Source organism: uncultured Microbacterium sp. (genome assembly GCF_937927635.1).
Lineage (GTDB): Bacteria > Actinomycetota > Actinomycetes > Actinomycetales > Microbacteriaceae > Microbacterium.
The window spans coordinates 22,318-46,724 of record NZ_CALBRW010000043.1 but is presented as its reverse complement, the minus strand read 5'-3'; the positions used below and the strand labels follow the sequence as shown (position 1 = coordinate 46,724).

Here is a 24,407-nt window from a genome sequence, read left to right as displayed (position 1 = left end):
GGATGCCGCAGAAGCGCGTCTCGATGGCTATGGTCGCCCAACGGGCCGGCGTGTCGGGGCAGACCGTCTCGCGCGTGGCCAACGACAGCCCTCGCGTGGATCCGGCGACCCGTGCCCGCGTGGAGCAGGCCATGGCCGAGTTGGGCTACCGGCCCAACCGCGCGGCCCGCGCCCTGCGCACCGGCCGCTCGCACACCATCGGCCTGGTGGCGCAGACCCTCGCCACCATCGGCAACTCGCGCATGCTGCAGGCGGTGGCGGAGTCCGCGGCGTCCCGGGGCTACGCCGTGACCGTCGTCACGCTCGGCGCCGACGGCGGCATCGACGACGCCTTCGACCGGCTGCGCGACCAGGGCGTGGACGGCGCGATCGTGCTCAACGAGGCCACCGCGCTGGCCCGGCATGCGGCATCCGCGGGTCTGCGCCTGGTCGTGGTCGACTCCCTGCCCGATCAGCGCTTCACGGTCATCGGCACCGATCACGCCGCAGGCGCGCGCACCGCGACCGAGCACCTGCTGGCGGCCGGTCATCGCACCGTGCACCACCTGGCGGGCCCCGCGGATTCCTACGCCGCCGCCGAGCGCGAGCGGGGCTGGCGCGAGGCGCTGGGTGACGCGGGCGCCCCGGAGCCCGAGCTCGTGCGCGGCGATTGGAGCGCGGCATCCGGGTACGCGCGGATCGGCGAGCTGGCCGACGCGACGGCGCTGTTCGTCGCCAACGACCAGATGGCACTCGGCGCGCTGCGAGCCCTGGCCGACGCCGGCCGCCGCGTGCCCGAGGACGTGGCCGTGATCGGCTTCGACGACATCGCGGATGCCGCCGAGTTCCAGCCCCCGCTGACCACCGTGCGACAGGATTTCGACGCGCTCGGCGAGCAGGCCGTCCGCCGCCTGGTGGACTGGATAGACGGCGCGCGCCCTGACGATCTGCTCCTGTCTCCCGCGCTGGTCACGCGCCGAAGCGCACCGTAGCGCCTGAGCGCGCTCAGAACTCCAGCATCACCTTGATCGCATGGCGCTCGTCCATGGCCCGGTAGCCGTCGGCTGCCTGGTCGAAGGGGAGCGTGAGGTTGAAGACGGCGCCGGCGTCGATGTCGTCGTTCATGATCAGATCGATCAGTTCCGGCAGGAAGCGCCGCACGGGCGCGGGTCCGCCGTGCAGGTGGATGCCGGAGAAGAACAGCTCGGTGCCGTTCAGCGTCACGTCGTGGGAGACGCCGACGATGCCCAGATGCCCGCCGGCGCGGGTGGAGCGCACGGCCTGCGCCATGGACTCCTGCGTGCCGACGGCCTCGACCACGGAGTGCGCGCCGTAGCCGCCGGTGAGCTCCTTGATGGCGGCAATCCCGGCATCCCCGCGCTCCTCGACGATGTCGGTGGCGCCGAAGCTGCGCGCGAGCGCCTGTCGGTCGGCGTGCCGGGACATCGCGATCACGCGGTCAGCGCCCAGGCGAGCGGCGGCGAGGACCGCCGACAGCCCGACCGCGCCGTCGCCGACGACGGCGACCGTCTTGCCCGGTCCTGCCTCGGCGGCGACGGCGCCGAACCAGCCCGTGCCCAGCACATCGGATGCCGCCAGCAGGCCGCGTCGGCGCTGCGGGGTGAGGTCGCCCTCCACCTTCACCAGCGTGCCGTCGGCCCACGGAATGCGCGCGTACTCGGCCTGCGTGCCGATCGACCCCATGCCCACGACGTGGATGCACCGGGACTGGTAGCCGGCCCGGCAGATCTCGCAGACGCCGTCGGATGCCATGAACGAGCCCACCACGTAGTCGCCCACGGCGAGGTCGTGCACGTCGGCGCCGACCTGCTCCACCGTGCCGATGTACTCGTGGCCCATCTGCCGCGGCCAGTCCGGGTTGTCGATGCCGCGGTACGGCCACAGATCCGACCCGCAGATGCAGGCAGCATCCACCCGGATGATCGCGTCGGTGGGCTCGACGAGCTCGGGCTTCGGAACGTCCTCGACCCGGACATCGCCGGGGCCGTGCATGATGACAGCGCGCATGGTCCTACTCCACCACTCCTGCGGACCTCGCGCGACCCGTTCCGTCACGGAGCTCACGGAGAGGTGGTCATGCGCTGATCGCCAGTTCCTCTCGCGTGATCGGATGCCGTGCGGCATCCCCTGCGGCATAGGCGGCCAGTTCGTCCAGGGCGGAGTCCGCGAGCCGGCGTGCCTCCGTGCCCAGTGAACCGGCCAGATGCGGGGTGATCGCGACGTTCGGCAGCGCGCGCAGGGGGTGGTCGTCCGGAAGAGGCTCGGGGTCGGTGACGTCCAGCAGCGCGTCCAGCCGTCCGGTGCGGCATTCCGCCAGCAGCGCGTCGTGGTCGAGCAGTGCTCCGCGAGCGGTGTTGATGAGCGTTGCGCCGTCGGGGAGCGCGGCCAGCTGATCCGCCGCGATCATGTGGCGGGTGGCCGGCAGGGATGGGGCGTGCAGCGACAGCACGTCCGCTCGGGGAAGCATCTCCTCGAGCGGCAGCAGCGTCGCGCCGGCGGCTGCCACGGCATCCGCATCGGCGTAGGGGTCGGACACCAGCACGCGGATGCCGTCGAATGGTCGCAGCAGCTCGGCCACTCGACGGCCGATGCGGGAGAATCCGACGATGCCCACGGTGCGGTCGACGTTGCCGATCCGCCGGTCCTGCCACGCGTTCCAGTCGGAGTCCGTACTTCGCAGCCGGGTGAATGCGCGCTTGCCGGTCAGCAGGATCGCCCCGAGGGTGAACTCCGCGACGGGCACGGCATTGGCGTCCGCGGCGGAGGTGAGTCGGATGCCGCGGGCCCAGAGCTCGTCGGAGACCAGCGTCTGCACGCTGCCGGCGGCATGCAGGACCGCGCGCAGTCGCGGCATCCGGTTCAGCCGCTCCGCGTCCAGCCGCGGCGCTCCCCACGATGTGATGAGCACTTCGGCCTCGGCCAGCAGCGCAGCAACGGAAGGGTCGTCGAGGTCGGTGATCAGCATCCGGTCGGCGGTGTCGGCGAGCTCGGCGAAACGCGCGCGGCGGGTGTCGTCGAACAGCAGCGCGAAGGCGTCCTCGTCCATCACGGCGTGCGCACGGGGTCTGGTCATGTTCGGGGCTCCAGCGATCACACTATCCCGCGCGCGCCGCGGCGAGGCGCACGGCATCCGGAATAGTTGACCGTACCCAACAGTTGAGAAACATCAACTAATAATGTATCGTTGATGCAGATCAACTATTCGTACAGGAGAAACTCCGCTCTTGAGCTCCATGACATCCTCCGCCGGCGCCACGCGCTCGGCTCGCGAGGTCTTCACCGCGATCTCCGGCCTCATCGTCGGCATGTTCGTCGCCGTGCTGTCCGGCACGGTGGTCTCGACCTCCCTTCCCGTCATCGTCGCCGATCTCGGCGGCACGCAGGCCCAGTACACCTGGGTCATCACCGCGAGCCTGCTGGCCACCGCGGTGACCACTCCGATCTGGGGCAAGCTGGCAGACCTGGTCGACCGCAAGATCCTCGTGCAGCTCTCGCTGGTGCTGTACACGGTGGGCACCGTGATCGCCGGCTTCTCGCAGGACATCAACACCCTCATCGCCATGCGCGTGCTGCAGGGCCTCGGCGTCGGCGGCCTCATGTCGCTGGTCATGGTGGCCGTCGCGCTCATCATCTCCCCGCGCGAGCGCGGCAAGTACATGGGCGTCGTCGGCGGCATCATGGCCCTCGCCACCATCGGCGGCCCGCTGCTGGGCGGCTTCCTCACCGACGCGTTCGGATGGCGCTCCAACTTCTGGGTCGGCGTGCCGTTCGCGGTCGTCGCGCTGGTGCTCCTGCAGGTCACGCTGCACCTGCCCAAGCCGCAGGACGTCAAGGTGTCCATCGACTACCTCGGCATCGTGCTGCTGTCGGTCGGCGTCTCGGGCCTGCTGATCTGGGTGTCCATGGGCGGCGACCAGTTCGAGTGGGACTCCGTCACCAGCTACGTGCTGGCCATCGGCTCCGGCGTCCTGCTGCTGGCCTTCGTACTGGTCGAGGTGTTCGTCAAGGAGCCCCTCATCCCGATGTCGCTGTTCCGCAACCGCACCTTCACGCTGTCGGTCGTCGCCTCGATCGCCATCGGCGTCTCGATGTTCGCGACCTCGGTCTTCCTCGCGCAGTACTTCCAGCTGGCCCGTGGCGCCACACCGACCGAGTCGGGTCTGATGACGATCCCGATGATCGTGGGTCAGATGGGCGCGTCGATCATCATCGGCCAGCTGGTCAGCCGCTACGGCAAGTGGAAGGGCTGGATGATGCTGGGCTCGGTGCTCGCGCTCGTCGGCGTCACCATGATGGCCACGCTGCGCTTCGACACCCCGTTCATCCTCGTCGCGATCTACATGTTCATCCTCGGCGCGGGCCTGGGCATGGTGATGCAGAACCTCACCCTGATCGTGCAGAACGACACCCCGCCGCAGCAGCTGGGCGCCGCGTCCTCGGGCGTGAACTTCTTCCGCACCATCGCCGGCACCATCGGCGTGACGATCATGGGCTCGATCCTGGCGACCAACGTCAAGAAGTACATCATCGACGGGTTCGCGGGCTTCAAGCCCGCCTCGCCGAAGGACCTGGCCGCGCTGAAGGCGCTGAACTCCGGCAACGTCCCGAAGATGTCGGATCTGCCCGAGGCGATCCGCAACATCGTCGAGGCGGCGTACGGGCACGGCATCGCGGACGCGTTCTTCATCGCCATCCCGCTGGCGGCGATCGGCATCCTGGCCATCGCATTCATCGCCAACAAGCCGCTGTCGACGAAGAACTCCGCCGAGCAGCTGCGCGCCAACGCCGAGGAATCGGCCATCGAGGTCGCCGAGGCCGAGGTGGGCGCCGCGACCGGCAGCATCCGCATCGTAGACTCCGAGGGTGCCGAGACGGGCTCGTCGTCGGTGATGCTGCTGGAGCGCGACGACGACCGCGCGGATGATGAGGACCCGGTGCGCTGACATGGTCGACACGCAGACCGCCGACGACATGCTCGCGGACTTCCAGGCTCACCTGAACCTGATCTTCGCGCGTGCCAAGGCGCTCTGGAAGGAGTCGGCGGCGCGGATCCACCCTGATCTGCAGCCTGCCGGCTACAAGCTGCTGGCGTACATCGGCCGCAACGGCGACACCCACGCGCATCAGCTCGCCGAGCTGTTCGAGATGGACAAGTCGGTGATCAGCAGGCAGACGCGGATGCTGGAAGAGCTCGGCCTGCTGAGCTCCCGCCCCGACGAGCGCGACGGGCGCCTGCGCGTGCTGGCCGCCACGCCGCAGGCCCGCGAGGTGCTGGCCGAGCTGCGCGCCGAGAACGCCGACCGGATGCGCTCGGTGCTCGCCGAGCTCACCCCCGAAGAGGTGCACGCGGCCTCGAAGGTGTTCCACCTGCTCGCCGAGGCCTGATCGCCGGCATCCTTCCGGCGTCCGGCGTCCGGCATCCGCCCGGCATCCGCCGGCTGGTGTTCCCGCCCCTGCCCACCGTCCCCGCCCCTGCTCAGCTGCGCGACTGAGCAGGGGCGGCGGCGTTCAGCAGGGGCGGCGTTCGTTCTCGTCTCCGGCATCCGCCTCTTGCGCTCCGCGCGGCAACCTGATTCACTATGGGAAAGCGCTTACCCAACGGGTGGCGCGGCAGTCTTCAACAGAACGGAATCACAATGGCGAACGTGCGCGAGATCGGCATCATCATGAACGGCGTCTCCGGGCGCATGGGCTACCGGCAGCACCTGGTGCGCTCGATCCTCGCGATCCGCGATCAGGGCGGCATCGAGCTGCCCGACGGCTCGAAGGCGACCGTCAAGCCGCTGCTGGTCGGCCGCAACGAGGAGAAGCTCGCCGAGATCGCGGCGAAGCACAGCATCCAGGACTTCACCACCGATCTCGATGCCGCGCTGGCCGATCCGCAGTGGGAGATCTACGCGGACTTCCTGGTGACGAAGGCGCGCGCGACCGCCATCCGCAAGGCCATCGCCGCGGGCAAGGCCATCTACACCGAGAAGCCCACCGCCGAGTCGCTCGAGGAGGCGATGGAGCTGGCCCGCCTGGCGAAGGCGGCGGGCGTGAAGACCGGCGTCGTGCACGACAAGCTCTACTTGCCGGGCCTGCAGAAGCTCAAGCGCCTGATCGACTCCGGGTTCTTCGGCCGCATCCTGTCCGTGCGCGGCGAGTTCGGCTACTGGGTGTTCGAGGGCGACTGGCAGCCCGCGCAGCGCCCCAGCTGGAACTACCGCACCGAGGACGGCGGCGGCATCATCACCGACATGTTCCCGCACTGGAACTACGTGCTGGAGAACCTGTTCGGCGAGGTGAAGAGCGTCTATGCGCAGGCCGCCGTGCACATCGCCGACCGCTGGGACGAGAAGGGCGAGCACTACGACGCCACCGCCGAGGATGCCGCCTACGGCATCTTCGAGCTGGAAGGAGGCATCATCGCCGAGATCAACTCCTCCTGGACCGTGCGCGTGAACCGCGACGAGCTCGTGGAGTTCCAGGTGGACGGCACGCACGGCTCGGCCGTCGTCGGCCTGTTCGGCTGCCGGATCCAGCCGCGCAACGCCACGCCGAAGCCGGTGTGGAACCCCGACCTCGAGGACACCCACGACTACGACGCCGACTGGCAGGAGGTGCCCACGAACGACGTGTTCCTGAACGGCTTCCGTCAGCAGTGGGAGGAGTACCTGACCTCGTATGTGCTCGGAACGGAATACGCCTTCGATCTGCTGGCGGGCGCCCGCGGCGTGCAGTTCGCCGAGGCGGGTCTGGCCTCCAGCGCCGAGGGCCGCAAGATCGCCATCGACAGGCTCTCGCTGTGAGCACGCTGCGTCTGCTGTCGGCATCCGGTGAGGTATCGGATGCCGAGCTGAACGACTCCGGCGTCTTCGCCCGACCCGTGGCGCCGCTGCGCAGCCGGGTCGCCTACGCGGCCGCCCACGTCGTGCCCGTGGTCTGGGGCGACAACACACCGGGGCGGCCCGCCGACATCGACTGGGACTCCACCCTGGCGTTCCGCCGCAATGTCTACTCGTGGGGGCTGGGCGTGGCGGATGCCATGGACACCGCCCAGCGCAACATGGGCCTCGACGCCGCGGCCACCCGCGAGCTGATCTCCCGCAGCGCGCAGGTCGCGCGCGAGGAGGGCGGCTCGGTGGTGGTCGGCGTGAACACCGACCACGTCGACGAGGACGTCATCTCGCTCGATCAGGTCATCGACGCGTACGTCTCGCAGCTGGAGTTCACCGAGGAGCAGGGGGCGGGCCCCGTGCTGATGGCATCCCGCCATCTGGCTCGAGCGGCGGCATCCGCCGACGACTACCGCCGCGTGTACCGGGCGGTGCTGTCGCGCGCGACCACGCCGGTCGTGCTGCACTGGCTGGGCACCGCATTCGACCCTGCGCTTGCCGGGTACTTCGGCGCCGAGGACTGGCAGACCGCGTCGAGCGTGCTGCTGGACATCATCGCCGAGAACCCCGGGAAGGTCGCAGGCGTGAAGATGAGCCTGCTGAATGCGGAGAGCGAGATCTCGGTGCGCGAGCGTCTGCCCGAGGGCGTCCGCATGTTCACCGGCGACGACTTCAACTACGTCTCGCTGATCGCGGACTCCTCCCCGTCGACAGCACGGGACGTCGCCGATAGTACGAGTTTTTCACGCGAAGAAGCCGTCCCCTCGGCGAGGTCCCGTGCACTTGACACCAGCCGCACCCACTCCGACGCCCTGCTGGGCGCGTTCGCCGCCATCACGCCGGTCGCGTCGGCCGCGATCCAGGCTCTGGATGCCGGCGACGCGGCCGCGTACCAGCGCATCCTCGGCCCCACCGAGGAGCTCAGCCGCCAGGTGTTCGCCGCGCCCACGTTCTACTACAAGACCGGTGTGGCGTTCCTGGCCTGGCTGAACGGCCACCAGCCCGCGTTCCAGATGGTCGGCGGCCTGCACTCCGCGCGCAGCCTGCCGCACCTGTCGCGGATCGTCGAGCTGGCCAACGCCTCGCTGGCACTGGAGAACCCCGAGCTCGCGGCCGAGCGCTGGCACGGGATGCTGCGTCTGAACGGCATCGACCTGAACGGAGTGGACGCATGACCGCCGACCCCCGGCTGTCCCTGAACCAGGCCACCATCAAGCACGCGGATCTCGCGACCGCGCTGCGGGTGACGGCGGATGCCGGCATCCGCTCGATCGGGCTGTGGCGCGAGCCGGTGAACGAGGTCGGCCTCCAGACGGCAGCGCGGATGCTGGCCGACTCCGGCCTGCGCTTCTCCAGCCACTGCCGCGGCGGGTTCTTCACGCTGCCCGAGGGGCCCGAGCGCATCGCCGCGCTGGACGACAACCGCCGCGCCATCGAGGAGACCGCGACGCTGGCCGCCGCGGGCGCCGAGGGCTCCGCCGCCGTGCTGGTGCTGGTCGCGGGCGGGCTGCCGGAGGGGTCGCGCGACCTCGTCGGCGCCCGCGAGCGCGTGCGCGATGCTCTCGGCCTGCTCGCCGACGATGCCGAGCAGGCCGAGGTGACCCTCGCGGTCGAGCCGCTGCATCCGATGTACGCGTCCGATCGGGCCGTGGTGTCCACGCTCGGCCAGGCACTCGACATCGCCGCCGACTTCGACCCCGCGGTGGTGGGCGCCGTGGTCGACACGTTCCACATCTGGTGGGACCCGCAGGTGCTCGAGCAGATCGCCCGGGCCGGGCGCGAGGGCCGCATCGCCAGCTACCAGGTGTGCGACTGGCAGACGCCGCTGCCGGCCGACGTGCTGCTCGCGCGGCACTACCCCGGCGAGGGCGTGATCGACTTCGCCTCGCTGACGCAGGCGGTGAAGGATGCCGGCTACACCGGCGACGTGGAGGTGGAGCTGTTCAACGCCGACATCTGGGCCGCCCCCTACGCCGACGTCGCGGCCCGCACGGTCTCGTCGTTCGCCGAGTCCGTCGCCCCCCACCTCTGATTCGAACGGATAGGACGGCAGGATGAGGACATGATCATGCGACCGGGGCTGTGCTCGGTGACGTTCCGCGAGCTCGCGCCCGAGAAGATCGTGGCGCTCGCCGCCGAAGCGGAGCTCGAGGCCATCGAGTGGGGCGGCGACGTGCACGTGCCGCCGGGCGATCCGGAGCGCGCAGCGCGCGTCGCGCAGGCGACGACGGATGCCGGGCTCGCGGTCTGCTCGTACGGCTCGTACTTCCGCGCCGGCGCCGACGAGCCGCTCACCCCGATCCTGGATTCCGCGCAGGCGCTCGGCGCCGACCGGGTGCGCGTCTGGGCGGGCCGCGTCGATTCCGCCGATGCGACCCCCGCGCAGTACGCGCAGATCACCGTACGCCTGCAGGATGCTGCGGAGGAGGCCTCCGAGCGCGGCATCCGCCTGGCTCTGGAGTACCACCGCGGCACGATCGCCGACACCCCGGATGCCGTGCTGCGGCTGCTGGCCGACGTGCCGGCGCTGTCGACGTACTGGCAGCCCTCGGTCGGCGCCGAGGATGCGGAGGCGCTCGCGGAGTTCGACGCCGTGGCCGCACGCACCAGTGCCGTGCACGTGTTCTCGTGGTGGCCAGCCGGCGAACGGCTGCGCCTGCACGAGCGCGAAACGCTGTGGCGCAGGCTGTGCTCAGCGGCATCCGCTCTGCCCACTCCGCCGCGCGACGCCCTGCTGGAGTTCGTCCCTGACGACGACCCCGCCTTGCTGGCGGCCGAGGCGGCCACACTGCGCCGGTGGCTGGTCGAGACTGCTCGATAGGCTCAACGCATGACCGCTGACGCCACACGCAACGCCGCTCCCACCCTGCACGACGTCGCACGGGTCGCAGGCGTGTCGCTGGCGACGGCGTCGCGGGTGCTGAATGGGTCGGAGCGCAAGGTCGCCGAGTCGTTCCGGGAGCGCGTCGCGAGGGCGGCCGACGAGCTGGGTTACATCCCCAACGTCTCCGCCCAGGCCATCGCGCGCGGCACCTCGCAGGTGATCGCGCTGCTGGTCGCCGACATCGCCGACCCGTACTTCGGGCTGATCGCCTCGGGCGTCGCGCGCGGCGCCGACGAGGACGGGCTGATCGTCACCGTCGCCATCACCGAGCGCGAGCCCGCCCGCGAGACCCGCATCCTGCACGCCCTGCGGGGGCAGCGCCCACGGGGCGTGATCCTCGCGGCTTCCCGGGCGGGAGAGCGCGACGCGGAATCGCTCGCAGAGCTCGGCGCCTTCCGCGACCTGGGCAGCCGCACGGTCACGTTCGGCCCCGGCGGCGACCGCAGCATCGTGGTCGACAACCGCGCGGGTGCCGAAGCGCTGGGCCGAGCCATGGCCGGGCTCGGCTACCGGCGCGCGATCGCCATCGGCGCGGCCCAGGGCGTGAAGACCAGCGATGACCGCCTGGCCGGCTTCACCGCCGGCTTCGGCAGCGACTTCGAGCGCGTGCACCGCGGCACCTTCCACCGCGAGTCGGGAGCCGCGTCGATGACGGATGCGCTGGCCGCGGGCGTGGATGCCGGAACGCTGGTCTTCGCGCTCAGCGACGTGGTCGGCGTCGGCGCGATGACCGCGATCAGGGACGCCGGACGCTCGGTCGGCGCCGACATCGCCGTGTGCGGGTTCGACGACGTGCCCGTGAGCCGCGACGTCACACCGCAACTGACGACCGTGCGCGTGCCGCTGAGCGACCTCGGCTACCAGGCCTTCCGTGCCACCGTCGACGCGCAGTGGGTGCAGCCGTCGCCGGTGCTCGAGGTGCTGGTGCGCGACAGCACTCCGCGGGTGGGTTCCTGATGCGGGTGGGTCCCTGATGCGGGTGGTCTTCGCACCGGACAGCTTCAAGGGCTCGAACGACAGCCGGCCTGGCGATGCGCTGCTGGAATTCGGGCCCGACGATGACCCCGCGCTGCGCCGCCGGGGCTGCCACACCATGCGGCGGGTTCGCATCACAGGAGCGTCAGGGCCGGCTGCCCAGCACCGACACGCGCTGGCCAGTGCTGCGCTCCCAGTGCCGGCGGAACGATTCCCAGCGCCGCTCGAGCAGACCCGCCCACTCCGGGCGCGGCGGGATCGTCCGTGCCGGCGGGGCGCTGATCGGCGCTCCCGCGATGGTCTCGGCCGCCATGGCCGCGGCGCCGATGGCCGACAGATCCCCATCATCGACGAGGCGGATCGTGCATCCCAGTGCGTCCGCCAGCAGCTGCGGAACCGCCTCGTGCCCCCGGAAGACGCCGGCCAGGTAGAGCTCGGTCCGCGCCCGCGGAACACACGCCTCGGCGACGAGCCGGTCGGCGAACGCCACACCTTCGAGCACGCTCCACGCGGTCGCGGCGCGCGTGGTCTTCACGGTCAGCCCCTGCAGCGAGCCGCACGGCTCTGCGAGCCAGAGCGGCCCGCGCTCCGGCATCAGGTGCGGCAGGAAGATCGGCGCGTCTTCGGCGAGTTCGGGCGTCACCTGCATCGCCTCAGCGATCAGCGCGTCGACCGACTCGAATCCGAGGATGCGCGTCGCCGCGGCGAGTGCGTCTCCGCCGTTGGTGACGCCGTTGATCAGCCACCGGCCGGTGCGCACGTCGGCGCGCTGCAGCGCGGGGCTGCTCAACGACCTGGACGTGGAGCAGCTCGTCAGCACGTGCGTCGTGCCGATCGTGAGCAGCGGCGGGCCCTGCGGGCCGATGCCGAGTGCGAAGGCCGCCGCCGGGGTGTCGGCTGAGCCGGTCACGAGCGGGATGCCCGCCGGGATTCCGAGCCTCTGAGCCGGCGCGGTGAGTACCTCGCCACACCGGCTCAGCGACGGCAGCAGACGGGGGAGCAGGCTCGTGCGAATGCCGGCCCGCCGCGCCAGCTCGTCGAGCCAGCGCATGCTGCCGTCCGCGGCGAAGATGCCCGTGAAACTCGCCTGGGTCGGATCGAGCGCCGACTCCCCTGTGAGCCATCGGCCCAGCCAGCTGCCGACCATCCCGAACTCGAACGCCGCGTCGAGCGCGGCGGGCTCGTGCTCGACGAAGAGCCGGTAGGCGGCGGCCATCATGGTGGCCGGGAACGGGCGGTTGCCGGCGAGCACGGCCTCGTCGTCCGTGCGCAGCGCCGCCAGCTCGGCGACGACCGCGGGGAGACCCGGGTGGTCCCAGGTGATGCCGTCGGCGAGCGCGACGCCCGCGCGGTCGTAGAGCAACGCGCTGGGGCTGTGCACCGAGAGGCCGACACCGGAGACGGTCGAGGCCGCAGGTCCGAGCGCCCGGCAGGCGGCCTCGATGCTCGAGATCCAGGCCGTCGGGTTCACTCGCCCCCGTCCGACGGCGCGCGCGTGCGGGTGCGGGGCGCGTGAGCGCGCCAGGACGGTGCCGTCCGGGGCGAGCACGACCGCCTTGACGGCGGTCGTACCGAGGTCGACTCCGAGGTAGGACGTCACGCCGGGCTCGCGTCAGCCGAGCAGGTCGATCGCGACCGACGGCGCGACGCCGTCGTGCACGACGGCCTTCAGCGCGCGGACCATAGCACCGGGGTCGTCGGCCATCCACACGTTGCGGCCGGCGGTCACGCCGTACCCGCCGGCGTCGACGACGGATGCTGCCTGTTCCAGCACGTCGATCGGCGCCTTGGCGGGGGCGCCGCCGGCGGCGACGACGATGGCGGGTGTGCCCTCAACGATGCGCTGGAACTCGGCGGTGCTCCCGGTGTACCAGGTCTTGACGATGTCGGTGCCCAGCTCGGCGGCCGCGCGCGAGGCGTACAGCACTGATTCGGTCGACCCCTTCCGGTCGCCCCACAGCTCGCCGCTGGGGTAGGCGTGGCAGACGACGGGCAGGCCCCATCCGTGCGCCTCCTCGACGATGCGGTTGAGCATCTCGAGCATGGCGACCTGGTTCGACGAGCCGGCGGAGATGCCCACGGCCACCGCATCCGCGCCCAGCCGGACGGCATCCTGCACGGTTCCGATGGCGGCGTCGTAGGTCGGGTGGAAGTCGACCGAGAACGTGGAGGCCTTCAGAATCCACGGGTGCTCGACACGGTGTCCCGAGAAGAGGTGCCCGGCGATGCCCTTGGTCACAGTCACGGCGTCGGGCATCCCCGACGCGATGCGCTCGTACGTGGGCTTGATGGTGGCGAGCCCCGGGGCGACGCCGCGAGGCACCGCCTGGTCGAGGGCGACGGTGACCGTGCGTCCGTCGGCGCCGAGGATGCGGCGCAGGCGCAGTTCGCGCCCGAGGGCGGACGTGGTTCCGGTGGGGTTGATGGCGAGGACTTCGCTGGACATGGTTCGTGCTCCTTGAGGATCGTGGGTGAATGGTGCGGGCATCATGCCCAGGGGTTGACGCCGACGCGCATGTCGCCGCCGGACGCGGCGAGATCGAGCGCATCCTGCGCGCGGTCGAGGGGGAGCACGGAGCCGATCAGATCGTCGACGCGCACCGTGCCGCTCGAGATCAGCTCGGCGACGGCGTGGAAGCCGTCGAGGTGGCACGACGAGGCGCCGACGAACTCCCATTCGTTGTAGTGGATGTCGTTGGCGGCGATCTCGAGCATCGCGGATGCCGGGAAGCCCGCGAACACCGAGACGCGCGCCCCCGGGGCCAGTGCTCCGAAATAGGGCGTGAGGGCGTCGGTGCGCCCGATCGCCATGATCAGCACGTCCACGCCCCCCTCGCTCCACTCGAGGATGCGGTCGGCGGTGTCGTCACCGGGTGCCAGGACGAGCTCGGCGCCCGATGCCGCGGCGACCTCGCGCCGTGCGGCGATTGGGTCGATGGCCGCGACGTGCGGGACGCCGAGCGCTTTGGCGAGTCGGATGTGCAGCAGGCCCAGCGGCCCGCATCCGACGACGAGAAGCACCTGCGCGGTCTCGGAGCGCACGAGGCGCTGCCCGTTGTAGGCGCACGCGGTCGGCTCGACGATGGCGGCCTCGGCGGCCGAGACGCCCTCGAGGGGCACGATGTTCTGCCGTGCCTCGGCGGGCACGCGCACGTACTGCGACAGGCCGCCGGTCAGCTGATAGCCGAAGGCTGTGCGCGCGCGGCAGACGTTCTCTCGGCCGCGCCGGCAGGCCGCGCAGGTGCCGCAAGTGACCAGCGGATAGATGCACACCTGCTGATCGAGACGGATGCCGTCCGGCAGCGGACCATTGTGATCGACCACATGTCCGGCGAACTCGTGGCCGAGCACCGTCGGGAAGGTGACGTTGCGGGTCTTCGCCCCGGTCGAGATCCTGACGTCCGTACCGCAGAGCAGGGCCGCGTCCACCTTGATGAGGACGTCGCCGGGGAGGAGCTCCGGAACGGCGACCTCCTCGACTCTCAGATCTCCTGGCGCGTACAGGCGGGCATGGCGCATTTCGTCTCTTTTCATCAGGGTGCGGGTTTCTTCAGGGGTGTGCGGGTGAGGGTCAGGGGAGTGGGGCGACGAGGATGTCGGTCGCGCCGGCCAGGCGGGCGCGGTCCTTCATCCGCTCGTCGATGCCGGAATCGGTGACCAGCCTCCAGGGGCGCTGCATCGGACTCCAGTAGCGGAAGTCGTCGCTCTCGAGCTTGGACGAGTCGGCGAGGATCACGACGTCCTCCGCGCACGCGATCATCCGGCTCTTCAGCAGGCTCTGCGCCAGGGTCTGCGACGCGATGCCGCGTTGCGGGTCGATCGAGTCGACGCCGATGAAGGCGTGGGAGGCGCGGATGCGGGAGAGCATCTCGTGCGCGGTGTCGCCGACGATGGTCTCGTTGATGCCGCGGAGCCGGCCGCCCAGCACGATGACCTCCGGCCCCGGGGCGTCGAGCAGGCTGTTGATCACGCCGATGCCGTTCGTGATGACCGTGACGTCGTCCCGACCGCCCAGATGGGCGGCGAAGCGCGCGGTGGTGGAGCCGGCGTCGACCACGATGAGCTCGTCCTTCGTGACGAAGCCGGCCGCCAGACGCCCGATCGCGTCCTTCGCGGCCTGATGCGACGAGAACCTGTCCCGCACGGGGACCTCCCGCTGCGGGATGAGCGTCCCGCCTCCGTACGTGCGGGCGATGACGCCGAGTTCGCGCATCCGCCCCAGATCGCGACGGACGGTGGCGGCCGACACGCCGAGGACGGTGGACAGCTCGTCGACGCCGAGATCCTCTCCGGCGCGCTCCTGCAGCAGATCGACGATGCGAGCGCGTCGCGCGTCGCCCTTGAGATCGCGGCGGATGCGAGGGGTGGAGGACTGTGCCATAGGACTGGTCTACAGGAAGAGACAGCTCGAAGGCAAGTGCAATATGCGCAAACTGCGCATATTATTTTCCGCTTCGGGTAGCGGAGATGATTGGAATGGGCATATAGTCCTGGCCATGGAACGGTGGATGCTGAGAGCGATCAAGAAAAGAGTTGCCTTCGTATCCCGTATACGGGATACTCATGCCATGGAGATGATCAGGCCGGTCGGGGTGCGCAAGCTCAGCCTGCAGATGTACGCTCAGCTGGAGCGTGCGATCGTGGACTGCACGATCGCACCGGGCACGCAGCTCAACCACGACGAGCTCGCAGCCGAGTTCGGTGTCAGCCGGACGCCTGTTCGCGACACCCTCCATCTTCTCGAGGCCTCCGGGCTGGTGGAACGGAGAGCGTCCACGGGCTGGGTCGTCACGCCGATCCGCCTTCAGGACGTCGACGATCTCGCCGAGCTCCGTTCGCTCATGGAGCCGGCGGGCCTGCGCCGCATCGTGGAGTGGGACGACGAGCGGCTTCACGAGGTCGTTTCGATGTTCGATGACTTCGAGGCGCCGATGCCGCAGAGCGACGTGGAGCGCTACCTGGAGCGCGATGACCGGTTCCACAGGCTGCTGATCGACGCGAGCGGGAACGAGCATCTCGTCCGCGCCTACCACGTCGTCGATCGTCAGCTCGCGCGGTTCAAGCGATTCGTCTCGTACCGCTCCGAGGCGCGCCGGGACCGCAGTCTCGATGAGCACCGCATCGTCTGCCAGGAACTCGGCAGACGCGACCTGCGCGCAGCGAGCCGTGCGATGCGCAGTCACCTGGAGCAGGCGCACGAGGCGCTTCGCGACTACATCCGTCACACACTTCCCGAACTCGTTCCGCCATCCGCCTGAACGAGCCCACCTTCAGATCAGATACCCGCTGTAAACCATCGGGCGCATCCGTGCCCGCAACCTGCACCACACCTGTATTCAAAGGAGAATCACGATGTTCAAGCGCACCCTCGTGGGCATTTCCGTCGCGGCGGTCACCGCACTCGTCCTGAGCGGATGTTCCGGATCCGGCGACGGAGGCGGAGCCGCCACGACCAGCATCCGCATCGCCGTCGGCGACCCGGCCGGGTCTTCGGTCGGCCTGGCGGCGACCCACTTCGCCGAGAAAGTCGACGAGCTCAGCAAGGGCAAGGTCAAGGTCGAGGTGTTCCCCGACGGCACCCTCTTCAACGGCGATCAGAACGCCGCGGTCAATCTGCTCGGCAACGGCACCCTCGACGCGACCATCATCTCCACCTCCGTGTACGCGTCGTTCGAGCCCGGCATGAACGTCATCAGCCTTCCCTACCTGTTCGAGGACGGCGACGCGTACGCCGAGTTCCTCGCGGGCGAGGCCGGAGACGCGCTGCTGGAGTCGCTCAAGGCCCAGAACATCGAGGGACTGGCGATGCTGACCCGCACGCCCCGCGTCACCACGCTGAACGACAAGGCGATCGAGAAGCCCGCCGACTTCAAGGGCGTCAAGATCCGGGTGCCTCAGAACGAGCTCTGGGTGAAGTTCTTCAGCGCCCTGGGCGCGGTGCCCACGCCGATGAACTTCTCGGAGGTGTACACGGCGCTGCAACTGGGCACGATCGATGCGCAGGAGAACCCGCTCGAGGTCCCCGTGGCCAACAAGTTCTTCGAGGTCCAGGACCACCTGTCGCTCACCAACCACATCTACGACGGCTACGTGCTCGGCTTCGGCCAGAAGAAGTTTGACGGCTACCCCGCCGACGTGCAGAAGGTCCTGCAGGACGCGGCCATCGACACGGCGACGTGGAAGCGCACCGAAGACGACAAGGCGATCGAGAAGCAGCTCGCCGACATCAAGGACCGCGGTGTCAAGGTCAACGAGCTGACGCCGGAGGCCACCGAGGAGTTCGCCGCCATCGCGCACGAGCTGTACGCCGGATTCACGCCGCTGGTGGGCGAGAAGTTCATGAAGTACACCGAGGCACTCACCCAGTGAGAGCGGGACAGGCGAAGGGGGTGACCTCCGATGACGGATGAGACGCCGATCCAGGCGCAGCCCGAGGACGACACGTTCGAGGTGCTGTCCGAGATCCACACCACGCTCAAGCGCGAGAGGATGTGGCATGTCGTCGACGCGCTGCTGGCTCTCGGGGTCTTCGGGATGCTGGTCGCGATCGTCGTGCAGATCGTCGGGCGCGTCGCGGGATCCCCGCCGGTGTGGTCGGAGGAGCTGGCACGGTTCCTCTTCATGGACGGCGTGTTCCTCGGCATGGCGGCGGGATTCCGCATCGCGGCGCACCCTCGCATGTCGTACCTCGTCGCCAAGGGTCCCGCCTGGCTCGGCAAGCTCAGCATCCACCTGACGATGCTCTCGGCCGTGTTCGTCTTCGGCGTGCTGGCCTGGAAGGGCGTGGACCTGATGATCCAGCAGATGCGCACCAACGAGACCAGCCCTGCGCTGGGGCTCAGCATGTGGATCGTCACGGTCCCGTTCATCCTCAGCGCGCTGCTCGCGATCGTGGGCACCGTGCAGGGGCTGTACTTCGACAAGAACCTGCGCCGGCGCGTGCTCGAGGGCGAGGTGATCGCATGAGCCTCACGCTCATCCTGATCTTCTTCGTGCTCATGCTCCTCGGCGTGCCGCTGGCGCTCGCGCTGGCGGTCGGTCTCGTCACGACGATCCTCATCTACGGCATACCGCTCGACGTCCTCGCGCAGACGATGATGAGCTCGATGAACAGCTTCCTGCTCGTCGCGGTGCCGTTGTTCGTCCTCGCGGGGAACGTGATGTCGGGCGGAGGCATCTCCGACCGGATCTTCAACGGGGCCTCGGTGCTCTTCGGCCGCTTCCGCGGCGGCCTCGGCCAGGTCAACGTGGTCGGCAGCGCGATCTTTGGCGGGATCTCGGGATCGTCGGTCGCAGACGTGGTCAGCCTCGGCAAGATCGAGATCAAGGCCATGGTCGATCACGGCTATCCGCGCCCCTACGGCGCGGCGATGACCATGGTGACCTCGATCCTGTCGTCCGTGATCCCGCCGAGCATCCTCATGATCATCGGCGCCTCGGCGGCCGGGGTGTCGGTGGGCGGCGCACTCGCCGGCGGCTTCGGCCCGTCGGTGGTGTTCATCGCGGCCCTCATGATCATGAACTACGTGATCTCGAAGAAGAACTCCTACGGCGACATCACCCGGACCCCGTTCAAGAAGGCCCTGCGGGTCGTGATCGTCGGGATGCCCGCGATGGGCGGCCCGCTGGTGATCCTGTTCGGCCTCTTCGGAGGGCTCTTCACGCCCACCGAGGCGGCCGGCGTCGCCGTGCTGTACTCCCTGCTCGTGGGTGTGCTGCTCTACCGCGACATGCGTCCGAGGGAGTTCCCGCGGATGCTGATCGATTCGGGCATCATGACCGGCACCATCCTGTTCATCGCCATGGTGGCCAGCACGTCGTCGTACATCTTCGTGATCGACGGCCTCCCCGCGAAGGTGAGCGCGTGGATGCTCGGCATCACGGATGACCCTCGGCTCATCCTGCTGCTGATGGCGGTCATCCTGCTGATCATCGGCGCCCTGATGGACATCACCGCGGCACTGCTGCTGACCGCGCCCGTGCTGATGCCCACCGCGGTCGCGGCCGGGGTGGATCCGATCCACTTCGTCGTCTTCCTGGTGGCGGCGCTGGCCATGGGACTGGTGACGCCGCCGGTCGGCGTGGCGCTGTTCGCGACCTCGTTCGTGAGCCGGCTGCCCGTGGAGAGGATCGTCAAGGCGGCGATCCCGCACTACGTGGTGCTCGTGCTCGCGATCCTCGTGCTGGCGCTGTTCCCCGATCTGATCATCTGGCCGGCCCAGTGGCTGACCGGGTACATACCTGCTGCCGCCCCGTGACCTGCGGCCTGGCGATGGATTCCTCGATGAAGGAGAGAGATGTCTGACAACGGTGACGTGCTCACCAGCTACATCGACGGCGCCTGGGCGCCGTCGCAGGGCCGGGCGACCCGCGTGACCTCCGACCCGGCCTCGGGCGAGTCGGTCGCGTCGTACGCCCTCGCCGACGCGGGCGACGTGCGGCGGGCCGTGGAGGCCGCAGCGCGGGCCGCGGGCGGATGGGCCCGCACGACCGCCTCGGAGCGCTCGGATCTGGTGCACGACTTCCTGCGCCTGTGGGAGGGAAGGCAGGACGACCTGGCCGACATCGCCACGAGGGAGATGGGCAAGGTGCGGGCCGAGTCGTACGGTGAGACCGCGCGCGTCATCTCCGAGTCCCGCTTCTGGGCGGGCGAGGCGCTGCGCATGGGCGAGCGCACGTACCCGAGTACGCGCACAGAGACCGACATCCGGGCCGTGCGCGAGCCGATCGGCCCGGTCGTCGCGATCGCCCCCTGGAACTTCCCGATCCTCACACCCGTGCGCAAGGTTATCCCGGCGCTCGTGGCGGGATGCCCGGTGATCCTCAAACCGGCCATGCAGGCGCCCGGGGCGAGCGTCATCATCGCCGAGCTCATGCACGAGCTCGGGCTGCCGGCCGGCGTGTTCGGGCTGATCCTCGGGGCGGGCAGCGAGGTCGGCAACCTGCTCGTGGACGCACCCGAGGTGAAGGGCATCACCTTCACGGGATCGACCGCGGTCGGTCTGGCCATCGGCGAGCGGGCCGCCCGCAGGAACGCGCGTACCCAGCTGGAGATGGGCGGCAAGAACGCGGCGATCGTCGCGGGCGTGAAGGACGTGAGCCGTGCGGCCCGCGAGATCGTCGGGGCGGCATTCACGGCATCCGGTCAGCGATGCACGGCGATCAGCCGTGTGATCGTCACCCCTGACGTACGCGACGAGCTCGAGGCGGCCCTGGTCGACCAGGCGTCGTCGATCGTGGTGGGTCCCGGTCTCGAGCAGGGCTCGACCATGGGGCCGGTCGTGGACCGGCCGGCGCTGGAGAACGCACGGGCCTTCGTCGCGGATGCCGTCAAGGACGGCGCCCGCGTGATCCTGGGCGGCGACGTCGACGATCGCGTCGGCAACTTCATGGCGCCGACGCTCGTCACCGATGTGGCCGCCGGAAGCCCCCTCGCGGTGGAGGAGGTGTTCGCTCCCGTGCTCGCCATCGTGCCGGTGCGCGACGTCGACGAGGCACTGATCGTCGCGAACGAGACCCCCTACGGTCTGACCGCCTCGGTGTTCAGCGATGACACCGGAGTGATCCACCGGGCGACGAGCTCCCTGCGCACGGGCATGGTGCACGTCAACCACGGCACGACGAGCGAGGGGCACGTGCCGTTCGGCGGCGTGGGCGCCTCCGGCCAGGGCGCCTTCGGTATCGGCGACACGTCGCTCGACTTCTTCACGACGCGCAAAGTCATCTACACGGTCAACAGTTAGGTCTTCGATATGGACTCACGACGTTCTTTCGCATTCGAACTTGCCACGCGTATCCGCTTCGGCGCGGGTGAGGTGTCGGCGCTCCCCGAAGAGGTGCGGGCGCTGGGCTCGGGGGGACGGGTGCTGCTCGTCTCGGATCCCGGCCTGGTCAAGGCCGGCGCCGTCGCCCGCGTCGAGGGCATCCTCGCCGACGCAGGCGTGTCGTTCGAGACCTTCACCGACGTCGAGCCCGAGCCCGATGCACGCGGCGTGATGCGCACCGCCGAGATCGCCCGCGACTCCGGCGTCGAGGTCATCGTGGGCCTCGGCGGCGGCAGCGCCCTCGACACGGCCAAGGCCGGCGCGCTGATGGTCGCCAACCCCGGGCACATCCGCGACTACGCGGGACTGAGCGTGCCCAGCTCGCCGGGGATGCCGGTGATCGCCATCCCGACGACGGCCGGCACCGGCAGCGAGTGCGCGATCTGGTCGGTCATCTCCGAGAAGGACACCAACACGAAGTACGGCGTCGGCGGCCGCAACCTGACGGCGTCGCTGGCGCTGGTCGACCCCGAGCTGACCGTCTCGGTGCCGATCCGCACGACCATCGCCAGCGGCGTCGACGCGCTCGCGCACGCGCTGGAGTCGTACGTCAACAAGGCGACGCAGCCGATCAGCGAGGCGCTGGCGGCCAAGTCGATGGAGCTGATCGCCGGGTCGCTCCGTCGCGCGGTGTTCGACGGCGCCGACCTCACCGCGCGCGCCGACATGTCGATCGCCGCGACCATGGCCGCCTGCGCCTTCGCGCCGACGCGACTGGGCCTCTCGCACGCCATGGCGATGCCGCTCGGTGCGGTCGCGAAGATCCCGCACGGCGAGGCGATCGCCGTGACGCTGCCCGGGGTGATGCGGTACAACGTCGCCGCCGCGGCGGAGAAGTTCGCCGACATCGCCCGGATCTTCGGCGTGGATCGTCGCGAGATGACGCTGCGGGATGCCGCCGACGCCGGCGTGCGCGAGGTCGAGCGGCTCATCAGCGACATCGGATCGCCGACCCGACTGTCGGACTACGGCATCGTGGAGAGCGATCTGCGGGCCATCGCCGAAGACAGCATGCTGTCGGGCAACGTGGTGGTCAACCCGCGCCCGGCGACGGCGGACGACTTCGTCGACCTGCTGCGGAAGTGCCTGTGAGCGCGCCACGCGAGGTGCGGTCCGCCGACCTCCTCTCGTACGCCACCGAGATCCTCGCCCGCGAGGGGGTGCCCGACGCCGACGCCGCCCTGGTCGCGGAATCCCTCGTGGACGCCAATCTGCGCGGCGTCGACTCGCACGGAGTGAGTCGGATCCCCATCTACGTGGAGCGGATCCGCCGCGGGCTCGTGAACGTCCACCCGACGGTCGAGGTCATCGCCGATCGACCGGCCGTGATGCACGTCGACGGCGACAACGGACTAGGCCAGGTGGTCCTCGCCCGGGCCCTGGAGCTAGGCCTGGAGCGCATGCGCGAGACCGGCGCCGTGACCGTGTCGGTCCGCAACTCCAACCACTACGGGGCGGGTGCCTTCTTCGCCCGCAGGGCGGCGCTCGCCGGGGCGGCCGCGCTGCTGCTGGGCAACGCTCCCTCGACGATGGTCGCCTGGGGCGGACGGGAGCGGTACCTCGGCACCAACCCCTTCACGTTCGCGGTCCCCGCGCAGGACCGGGATCCGATCCTGCTCGACATGGCGACCAGCGTGGTCGCCCGGGGGAAGATCATCCTCGCCGACCAGCTCGGCCACGACATCCCCGAGGGCTGGGCGGTCGACCCCGACGGCAACCCGACGACCGACACGCAGGCTGCGCTCGACGGCAGCGTGCTCCCGTTCGGCGGTCCCAAGGGCTACGGCATCGCGATGATGGTGGAGATCATGTCGGCCATCCTCTCGGGGGCGAACTCCGGCCCCGACGTCGGCGACCTGTACGACGACCTCGACCGCCCGCAGGGCGTGGGGGCGTTCCTGCACCTAGTCGATCCCGGTGCGTTCGCCGGCGGCGACGCCTTCCAGAGCCGGGCGGGTTCGCTCGTATCGAGGATCAAGGCCACCGCCGTGGAGGGCGGCGAGGTCTTGGTGCCCGGCGAGATCGAGGAGCGCATGGCGGCTGGACGGCGCGATCAGGGCATCCCCCTGCCGGTCGAAGTTTTGACCGCCCTGCATGACCTCAGCGGCATTCCCTTCCCCGCAGCACAAGCAGGACAGAAGGAACGAGTCTGATCATGGACATGAACGTCATCGTCGTCCGGCCCGCGGCATCCGCTGTTGGTCCGGATCTCATCGCCCGGTACCGGAAGCTGCCCACCGCGGCGATCTCCGACAGCATGCGCCGTACGCCGGGGGTCATCGGCCTGAATATCATTGGCAACTCGCTGCGGCACGGCGAGCACCCCTCGATGGTCGGCACCGCCCTGACCGTCCGCACTCGGCCCGGCGACAATCTCGCCGTGCACGTCGCGCTGGACCGTGGCCGCGTCGACGACATCCTCGTCGTCGACGCACGAGGCGATGTCACCAACGCGATCCTGGGCGAGCTGATGACTGCCTATGCACAGTCGCGCGGGTTCTCCGGAATCATCGTGGACGGGGCCGTCCGAGATCACGATGAGATCTCCGCCGGCTCGATGCCGGTCTACGCGCGCGGCCTCTCTCACTTGGGGCCCTACAAGAGCGGTCCCGGCGAGGTGCATGTGCCGGCATCCATCGGTGGCATCGCGGTCAACGACGGCGACCTGATCGTCGGCGATGCGGATGGGATCGCCGTGATCCCCGCGGCGGACGCGGATGAGGTGGCCGAGCGCGCGGAGGCGATCGTGCAGAGTGAGATCGTGCAGCGCGCGCAGATTGACGCGCACGAATGGGACCGCACCTGGATCGACCGCACCGCGGTCGTCTTGGAGGTGGGTGAGGAGTGATCGCCGGAAAGGTTGTCGTCTCGCGGCGCCTGACCGACCGGGCGCAGCAGGAGCTGTCGGATCGGGTCGATCCCGTCTTCGTGCTCGGGGACGTGCCCCCCGAACGGGAACGACTGCTGGCGGCAGTCGCGGGTGCGGTCGGGGCCGTCACGATGCTCACCGAGCAGGTCGATGAGGAGTTCTTCGCCGCCGCCGGACCGGGACTGAAGATTGTCGCCAACGTCGCGGTCGGCTTCGACAACGTCGACACCGAGGCGGCCGCACGGCATGGCGTCATCGTCACGAACACTCCCGGCGTGCTGGACGAGTCAACGGCGGATCTCACCATGGCGCTGATGCTGGCGACGACCCGGCGGGTGGTCGAGGCGGATGCCTTCGTCCGCAGAGGCGAGGAGTGGATCTGGGGTCCGAGGGACTGGATCGGACTGGATGTGAGTGCCGGAGCGACCCTCGGGATCATCGGCCTCGGGCGCATCGGCTCGGCCGTTGCCCGACGCGCCCGGGCCTTCGGCATGACCGTGATCGCGAGCGGTCGCGGTGCCGCGACTGCCGAAGCGGAGGCGATGGGTGTGCAGTACGCGAGTATCGACGAGATCTTCCGGCGCGCGGATGTCGTGTCGCTGCATTGCCCGCTCATGCCTGCCACTCGCGGCATGGTCGACGACGCCCGAATCCGGTCCATGCGACCCGGCTCGTACCTCATCAACACCGCACGAGGACCCCTGGTCGATGAGGAGGCCCTTGCCGATGCGCTCGAGAGCGGGCATCTTGCCGGCGTCGGGCTCGACGTGCATCAGCACGAGCCGCGGCTGAACGATCGCCTGCGCGCGGACCGGCGCACCGTGCTGCTGCCGCACATCGGCAGCGCCGGAGCCTGGACGCGGGATGAGATGTGCCTGCTGGCCGTGCGTAACGTGATCTCGGCGCTCAGCGGTGGGGCCGCTCTCACCCCTGTGGGAACCGCTCCCGTCGGATGAGTCATAGGATCGCGCTGAGGT

Annotated in this window: 23 protein-coding genes; 17 read left to right on the top strand and 6 right to left on the bottom strand. The window is 69.8% G+C overall.

Going from position 1 to position 24,407, the window contains the following annotated elements:
- Positions 1 to 2: 2 nt before the first annotated feature.
- Positions 3 to 971 carry a LacI family DNA-binding transcriptional regulator gene (locus Q0568_RS16140; RefSeq protein ID WP_298868340.1) on the top strand — a complete coding sequence of 323 codons (969 nt, stop codon included), beginning with the start codon at positions 3 to 5 and terminating at the stop codon, positions 969 to 971.
- 13 nt (positions 972 to 984) lie between these two features.
- Here Q0568_RS16140 and Q0568_RS16135 read toward each other — a convergent pair whose 3' ends face one another.
- Together Q0568_RS16135 and Q0568_RS16130 are read right to left on the bottom strand one after the other, a co-directional pair.
- A complete protein-coding gene (locus Q0568_RS16135; protein WP_298868337.1) occupies positions 985 to 2,007 on the bottom strand; it encodes a zinc-dependent alcohol dehydrogenase family protein in 1,023 nt (340 codons plus the stop codon).
- A 67-nt stretch (positions 2,008 to 2,074) separates the two neighbouring features.
- Positions 2,075 to 3,073 carry a hydroxyacid dehydrogenase gene (locus Q0568_RS16130; RefSeq protein ID WP_298868335.1) on the bottom strand — a complete coding sequence of 333 codons (999 nt, stop codon included), beginning with the start codon at positions 3,071 to 3,073 and terminating at the stop codon, positions 2,075 to 2,077.
- A gap of 160 nt (positions 3,074 to 3,233) precedes the next feature.
- Between Q0568_RS16130 and Q0568_RS16125 the strand changes: the two genes are divergently transcribed.
- The 7 genes from Q0568_RS16125 (at position 3,234) to Q0568_RS16095 (ending at position 10,719) form a co-directional block, all read left to right on the top strand.
- A complete protein-coding gene (locus tag Q0568_RS16125) occupies positions 3,234 to 4,943 on the top strand; it encodes an MDR family MFS transporter (RefSeq protein ID WP_298868407.1) in 1,710 nt (569 codons plus the stop codon).
- Between the two features lies 1 nt (position 4,944).
- A complete protein-coding gene (locus Q0568_RS16120; RefSeq protein ID WP_298868333.1) occupies positions 4,945 to 5,385 on the top strand; it encodes a MarR family transcriptional regulator in 441 nt (146 codons plus the stop codon).
- A 251-nt stretch (positions 5,386 to 5,636) separates the two neighbouring features.
- The gene (locus tag Q0568_RS16115) at positions 5,637 to 6,791 is read left to right on the top strand and encodes a Gfo/Idh/MocA family oxidoreductase (protein WP_298868331.1); all 1,155 of its coding nucleotides are present in this window, start codon (positions 5,637 to 5,639) and stop codon (positions 6,789 to 6,791) included.
- Positions 6,788 to 8,053 (top strand): dihydrodipicolinate synthase family protein, encoded by a 1,266-nt coding sequence (locus tag Q0568_RS16110; protein ID WP_298868329.1) that lies wholly within the window; start codon positions 6,788 to 6,790, stop codon positions 8,051 to 8,053. Before Q0568_RS16115 ends, Q0568_RS16110 begins: the two co-directional genes overlap by 4 nt.
- Complete coding sequence (locus tag Q0568_RS16105; protein WP_298868327.1) at positions 8,050 to 8,910, top strand: sugar phosphate isomerase/epimerase; 861 nt, start codon at positions 8,050 to 8,052, stop codon at positions 8,908 to 8,910. Before Q0568_RS16110 ends, Q0568_RS16105 begins: the two co-directional genes overlap by 4 nt.
- A gap of 30 nt (positions 8,911 to 8,940) precedes the next feature.
- Positions 8,941 to 9,699, top strand: a complete 759-nt coding sequence (locus Q0568_RS16100; RefSeq protein WP_298868325.1) for a TIM barrel protein — start codon at positions 8,941 to 8,943, stop codon at positions 9,697 to 9,699.
- 9 nt (positions 9,700 to 9,708) lie between these two features.
- On the top strand, positions 9,709 to 10,719 hold the full coding sequence (locus Q0568_RS16095; RefSeq protein ID WP_298868323.1) for a LacI family DNA-binding transcriptional regulator: 1,011 nt from the start codon (positions 9,709 to 9,711) through the stop codon (positions 10,717 to 10,719).
- Between the two features lie 163 nt (positions 10,720 to 10,882).
- Here Q0568_RS16095 and Q0568_RS16090 read toward each other — a convergent pair whose 3' ends face one another.
- From Q0568_RS16090 to Q0568_RS16075, 4 genes are read right to left on the bottom strand one after another with little or no spacing between them, the layout of a single operon-like run.
- Positions 10,883 to 12,337 (bottom strand): FGGY-family carbohydrate kinase, encoded by a 1,455-nt coding sequence (locus tag Q0568_RS16090; RefSeq protein ID WP_298868321.1) that lies wholly within the window; start codon positions 12,335 to 12,337, stop codon positions 10,883 to 10,885.
- 12 nt (positions 12,338 to 12,349) lie between these two features.
- A complete protein-coding gene (locus Q0568_RS16085) occupies positions 12,350 to 13,183 on the bottom strand; it encodes a hypothetical protein (protein WP_298868319.1) in 834 nt (277 codons plus the stop codon).
- A 41-nt stretch (positions 13,184 to 13,224) separates the two neighbouring features.
- Entirely contained in the window at positions 13,225 to 14,256 is a 1,032-nt protein-coding gene (locus Q0568_RS16080; RefSeq protein WP_298868317.1) for an alcohol dehydrogenase catalytic domain-containing protein, read from the bottom strand.
- Between the two features lie 52 nt (positions 14,257 to 14,308).
- Positions 14,309 to 15,118 carry a DeoR/GlpR family DNA-binding transcription regulator gene (locus Q0568_RS16075; protein WP_298868315.1) on the bottom strand — a complete coding sequence of 270 codons (810 nt, stop codon included), beginning with the start codon at positions 15,116 to 15,118 and terminating at the stop codon, positions 14,309 to 14,311.
- A 187-nt stretch (positions 15,119 to 15,305) separates the two neighbouring features.
- On the opposite strand from Q0568_RS16075, the gene Q0568_RS16070 reads away from it, so the two are divergent.
- From Q0568_RS16070 to Q0568_RS16030, 9 genes are all read left to right on the top strand, one after another.
- A complete protein-coding gene (locus Q0568_RS16070; RefSeq protein WP_298868313.1) occupies positions 15,306 to 15,995 on the top strand; it encodes a GntR family transcriptional regulator in 690 nt (229 codons plus the stop codon).
- 94 nt (positions 15,996 to 16,089) lie between these two features.
- The gene (locus Q0568_RS16065) at positions 16,090 to 17,106 is read left to right on the top strand and encodes a DctP family TRAP transporter solute-binding subunit (protein WP_298868311.1); all 1,017 of its coding nucleotides are present in this window, start codon (positions 16,090 to 16,092) and stop codon (positions 17,104 to 17,106) included.
- Positions 17,107 to 17,136: 30 nt separating this feature from the next.
- A complete protein-coding gene (locus Q0568_RS16060; protein WP_298868310.1) occupies positions 17,137 to 17,703 on the top strand; it encodes a TRAP transporter small permease subunit in 567 nt (188 codons plus the stop codon).
- Positions 17,700 to 18,995 carry a TRAP transporter large permease gene (locus Q0568_RS16055; RefSeq protein WP_298868308.1) on the top strand — a complete coding sequence of 432 codons (1,296 nt, stop codon included), beginning with the start codon at positions 17,700 to 17,702 and terminating at the stop codon, positions 18,993 to 18,995. The genes Q0568_RS16060 and Q0568_RS16055 overlap by 4 nt, the downstream gene beginning before the upstream one ends.
- Positions 18,996 to 19,034: 39 nt before the next feature.
- Positions 19,035 to 20,480, top strand: a complete 1,446-nt coding sequence (locus Q0568_RS16050) for an aldehyde dehydrogenase family protein (protein ID WP_298868305.1) — start codon at positions 19,035 to 19,037, stop codon at positions 20,478 to 20,480.
- Between the two features lie 9 nt (positions 20,481 to 20,489).
- Positions 20,490 to 21,653, top strand: coding sequence for an iron-containing alcohol dehydrogenase (locus Q0568_RS16045; RefSeq protein ID WP_298868303.1), 1,164 nt, complete (start codon positions 20,490 to 20,492; stop codon positions 21,651 to 21,653).
- Positions 21,650 to 22,714 carry an Ldh family oxidoreductase gene (locus tag Q0568_RS16040; RefSeq protein ID WP_298868301.1) on the top strand — a complete coding sequence of 355 codons (1,065 nt, stop codon included), beginning with the start codon at positions 21,650 to 21,652 and terminating at the stop codon, positions 22,712 to 22,714. The genes Q0568_RS16045 and Q0568_RS16040 overlap by 4 nt, the downstream gene beginning before the upstream one ends.
- A gap of 2 nt (positions 22,715 to 22,716) precedes the next feature.
- Positions 22,717 to 23,409: an RraA family protein gene (locus Q0568_RS16035; RefSeq protein ID WP_298868299.1), complete on the top strand. Its 693-nt coding sequence runs from the start codon at positions 22,717 to 22,719 to the stop codon at positions 23,407 to 23,409.
- Entirely contained in the window at positions 23,406 to 24,386 is a 981-nt protein-coding gene (locus Q0568_RS16030) for a D-glycerate dehydrogenase (protein WP_298868297.1), read from the top strand. Before Q0568_RS16035 ends, Q0568_RS16030 begins: the two co-directional genes overlap by 4 nt.
- The last annotated feature ends 21 nt before the right edge of the window (positions 24,387 to 24,407 follow it).

Coding starts and splice junctions, on each gene's coding strand:
- Q0568_RS16140 (WP_298868340.1), top strand. CDS start 3: ATGCCGCAGAAGCGCGTCTCGATGGCTATGGTCGCCCAACGGGCCGGC.
- Q0568_RS16135 (WP_298868337.1), bottom strand. CDS start 2,007: ATGCGCGCTGTCATCATGCACGGCCCCGGCGATGTCCGGGTCGAGGAC.
- Q0568_RS16130 (WP_298868335.1), bottom strand. CDS start 3,073: ATGACCAGACCCCGTGCGCACGCCGTGATGGACGAGGACGCCTTCGCG.
- Q0568_RS16125 (WP_298868407.1), top strand. CDS start 3,234: ATGACATCCTCCGCCGGCGCCACGCGCTCGGCTCGCGAGGTCTTCACC.
- Q0568_RS16120 (WP_298868333.1), top strand. CDS start 4,945: ATGGTCGACACGCAGACCGCCGACGACATGCTCGCGGACTTCCAGGCT.
- Q0568_RS16115 (WP_298868331.1), top strand. CDS start 5,637: ATGGCGAACGTGCGCGAGATCGGCATCATCATGAACGGCGTCTCCGGG.
- Q0568_RS16105 (WP_298868327.1), top strand. CDS start 8,050: ATGACCGCCGACCCCCGGCTGTCCCTGAACCAGGCCACCATCAAGCAC.
- Q0568_RS16100 (WP_298868325.1), top strand. CDS start 8,941: ATGATCATGCGACCGGGGCTGTGCTCGGTGACGTTCCGCGAGCTCGCG.
- Q0568_RS16095 (WP_298868323.1), top strand. CDS start 9,709: ATGACCGCTGACGCCACACGCAACGCCGCTCCCACCCTGCACGACGTC.
- Q0568_RS16085 (WP_298868319.1), bottom strand. CDS start 13,183: ATGTCCAGCGAAGTCCTCGCCATCAACCCCACCGGAACCACGTCCGCC.
- Q0568_RS16080 (WP_298868317.1), bottom strand. CDS start 14,256: ATGCGCCATGCCCGCCTGTACGCGCCAGGAGATCTGAGAGTCGAGGAG.
- Q0568_RS16075 (WP_298868315.1), bottom strand. CDS start 15,118: ATGGCACAGTCCTCCACCCCTCGCATCCGCCGCGATCTCAAGGGCGAC.
- Q0568_RS16070 (WP_298868313.1), top strand. CDS start 15,306: ATGGAGATGATCAGGCCGGTCGGGGTGCGCAAGCTCAGCCTGCAGATG.
- Q0568_RS16065 (WP_298868311.1), top strand. CDS start 16,090: ATGTTCAAGCGCACCCTCGTGGGCATTTCCGTCGCGGCGGTCACCGCA.
- Q0568_RS16060 (WP_298868310.1), top strand. CDS start 17,137: ATGACGGATGAGACGCCGATCCAGGCGCAGCCCGAGGACGACACGTTC.
- Q0568_RS16055 (WP_298868308.1), top strand. CDS start 17,700: ATGAGCCTCACGCTCATCCTGATCTTCTTCGTGCTCATGCTCCTCGGC.
- Q0568_RS16050 (WP_298868305.1), top strand. CDS start 19,035: ATGTCTGACAACGGTGACGTGCTCACCAGCTACATCGACGGCGCCTGG.
- Q0568_RS16045 (WP_298868303.1), top strand. CDS start 20,490: ATGGACTCACGACGTTCTTTCGCATTCGAACTTGCCACGCGTATCCGC.
- Q0568_RS16035 (WP_298868299.1), top strand. CDS start 22,717: ATGGACATGAACGTCATCGTCGTCCGGCCCGCGGCATCCGCTGTTGGT.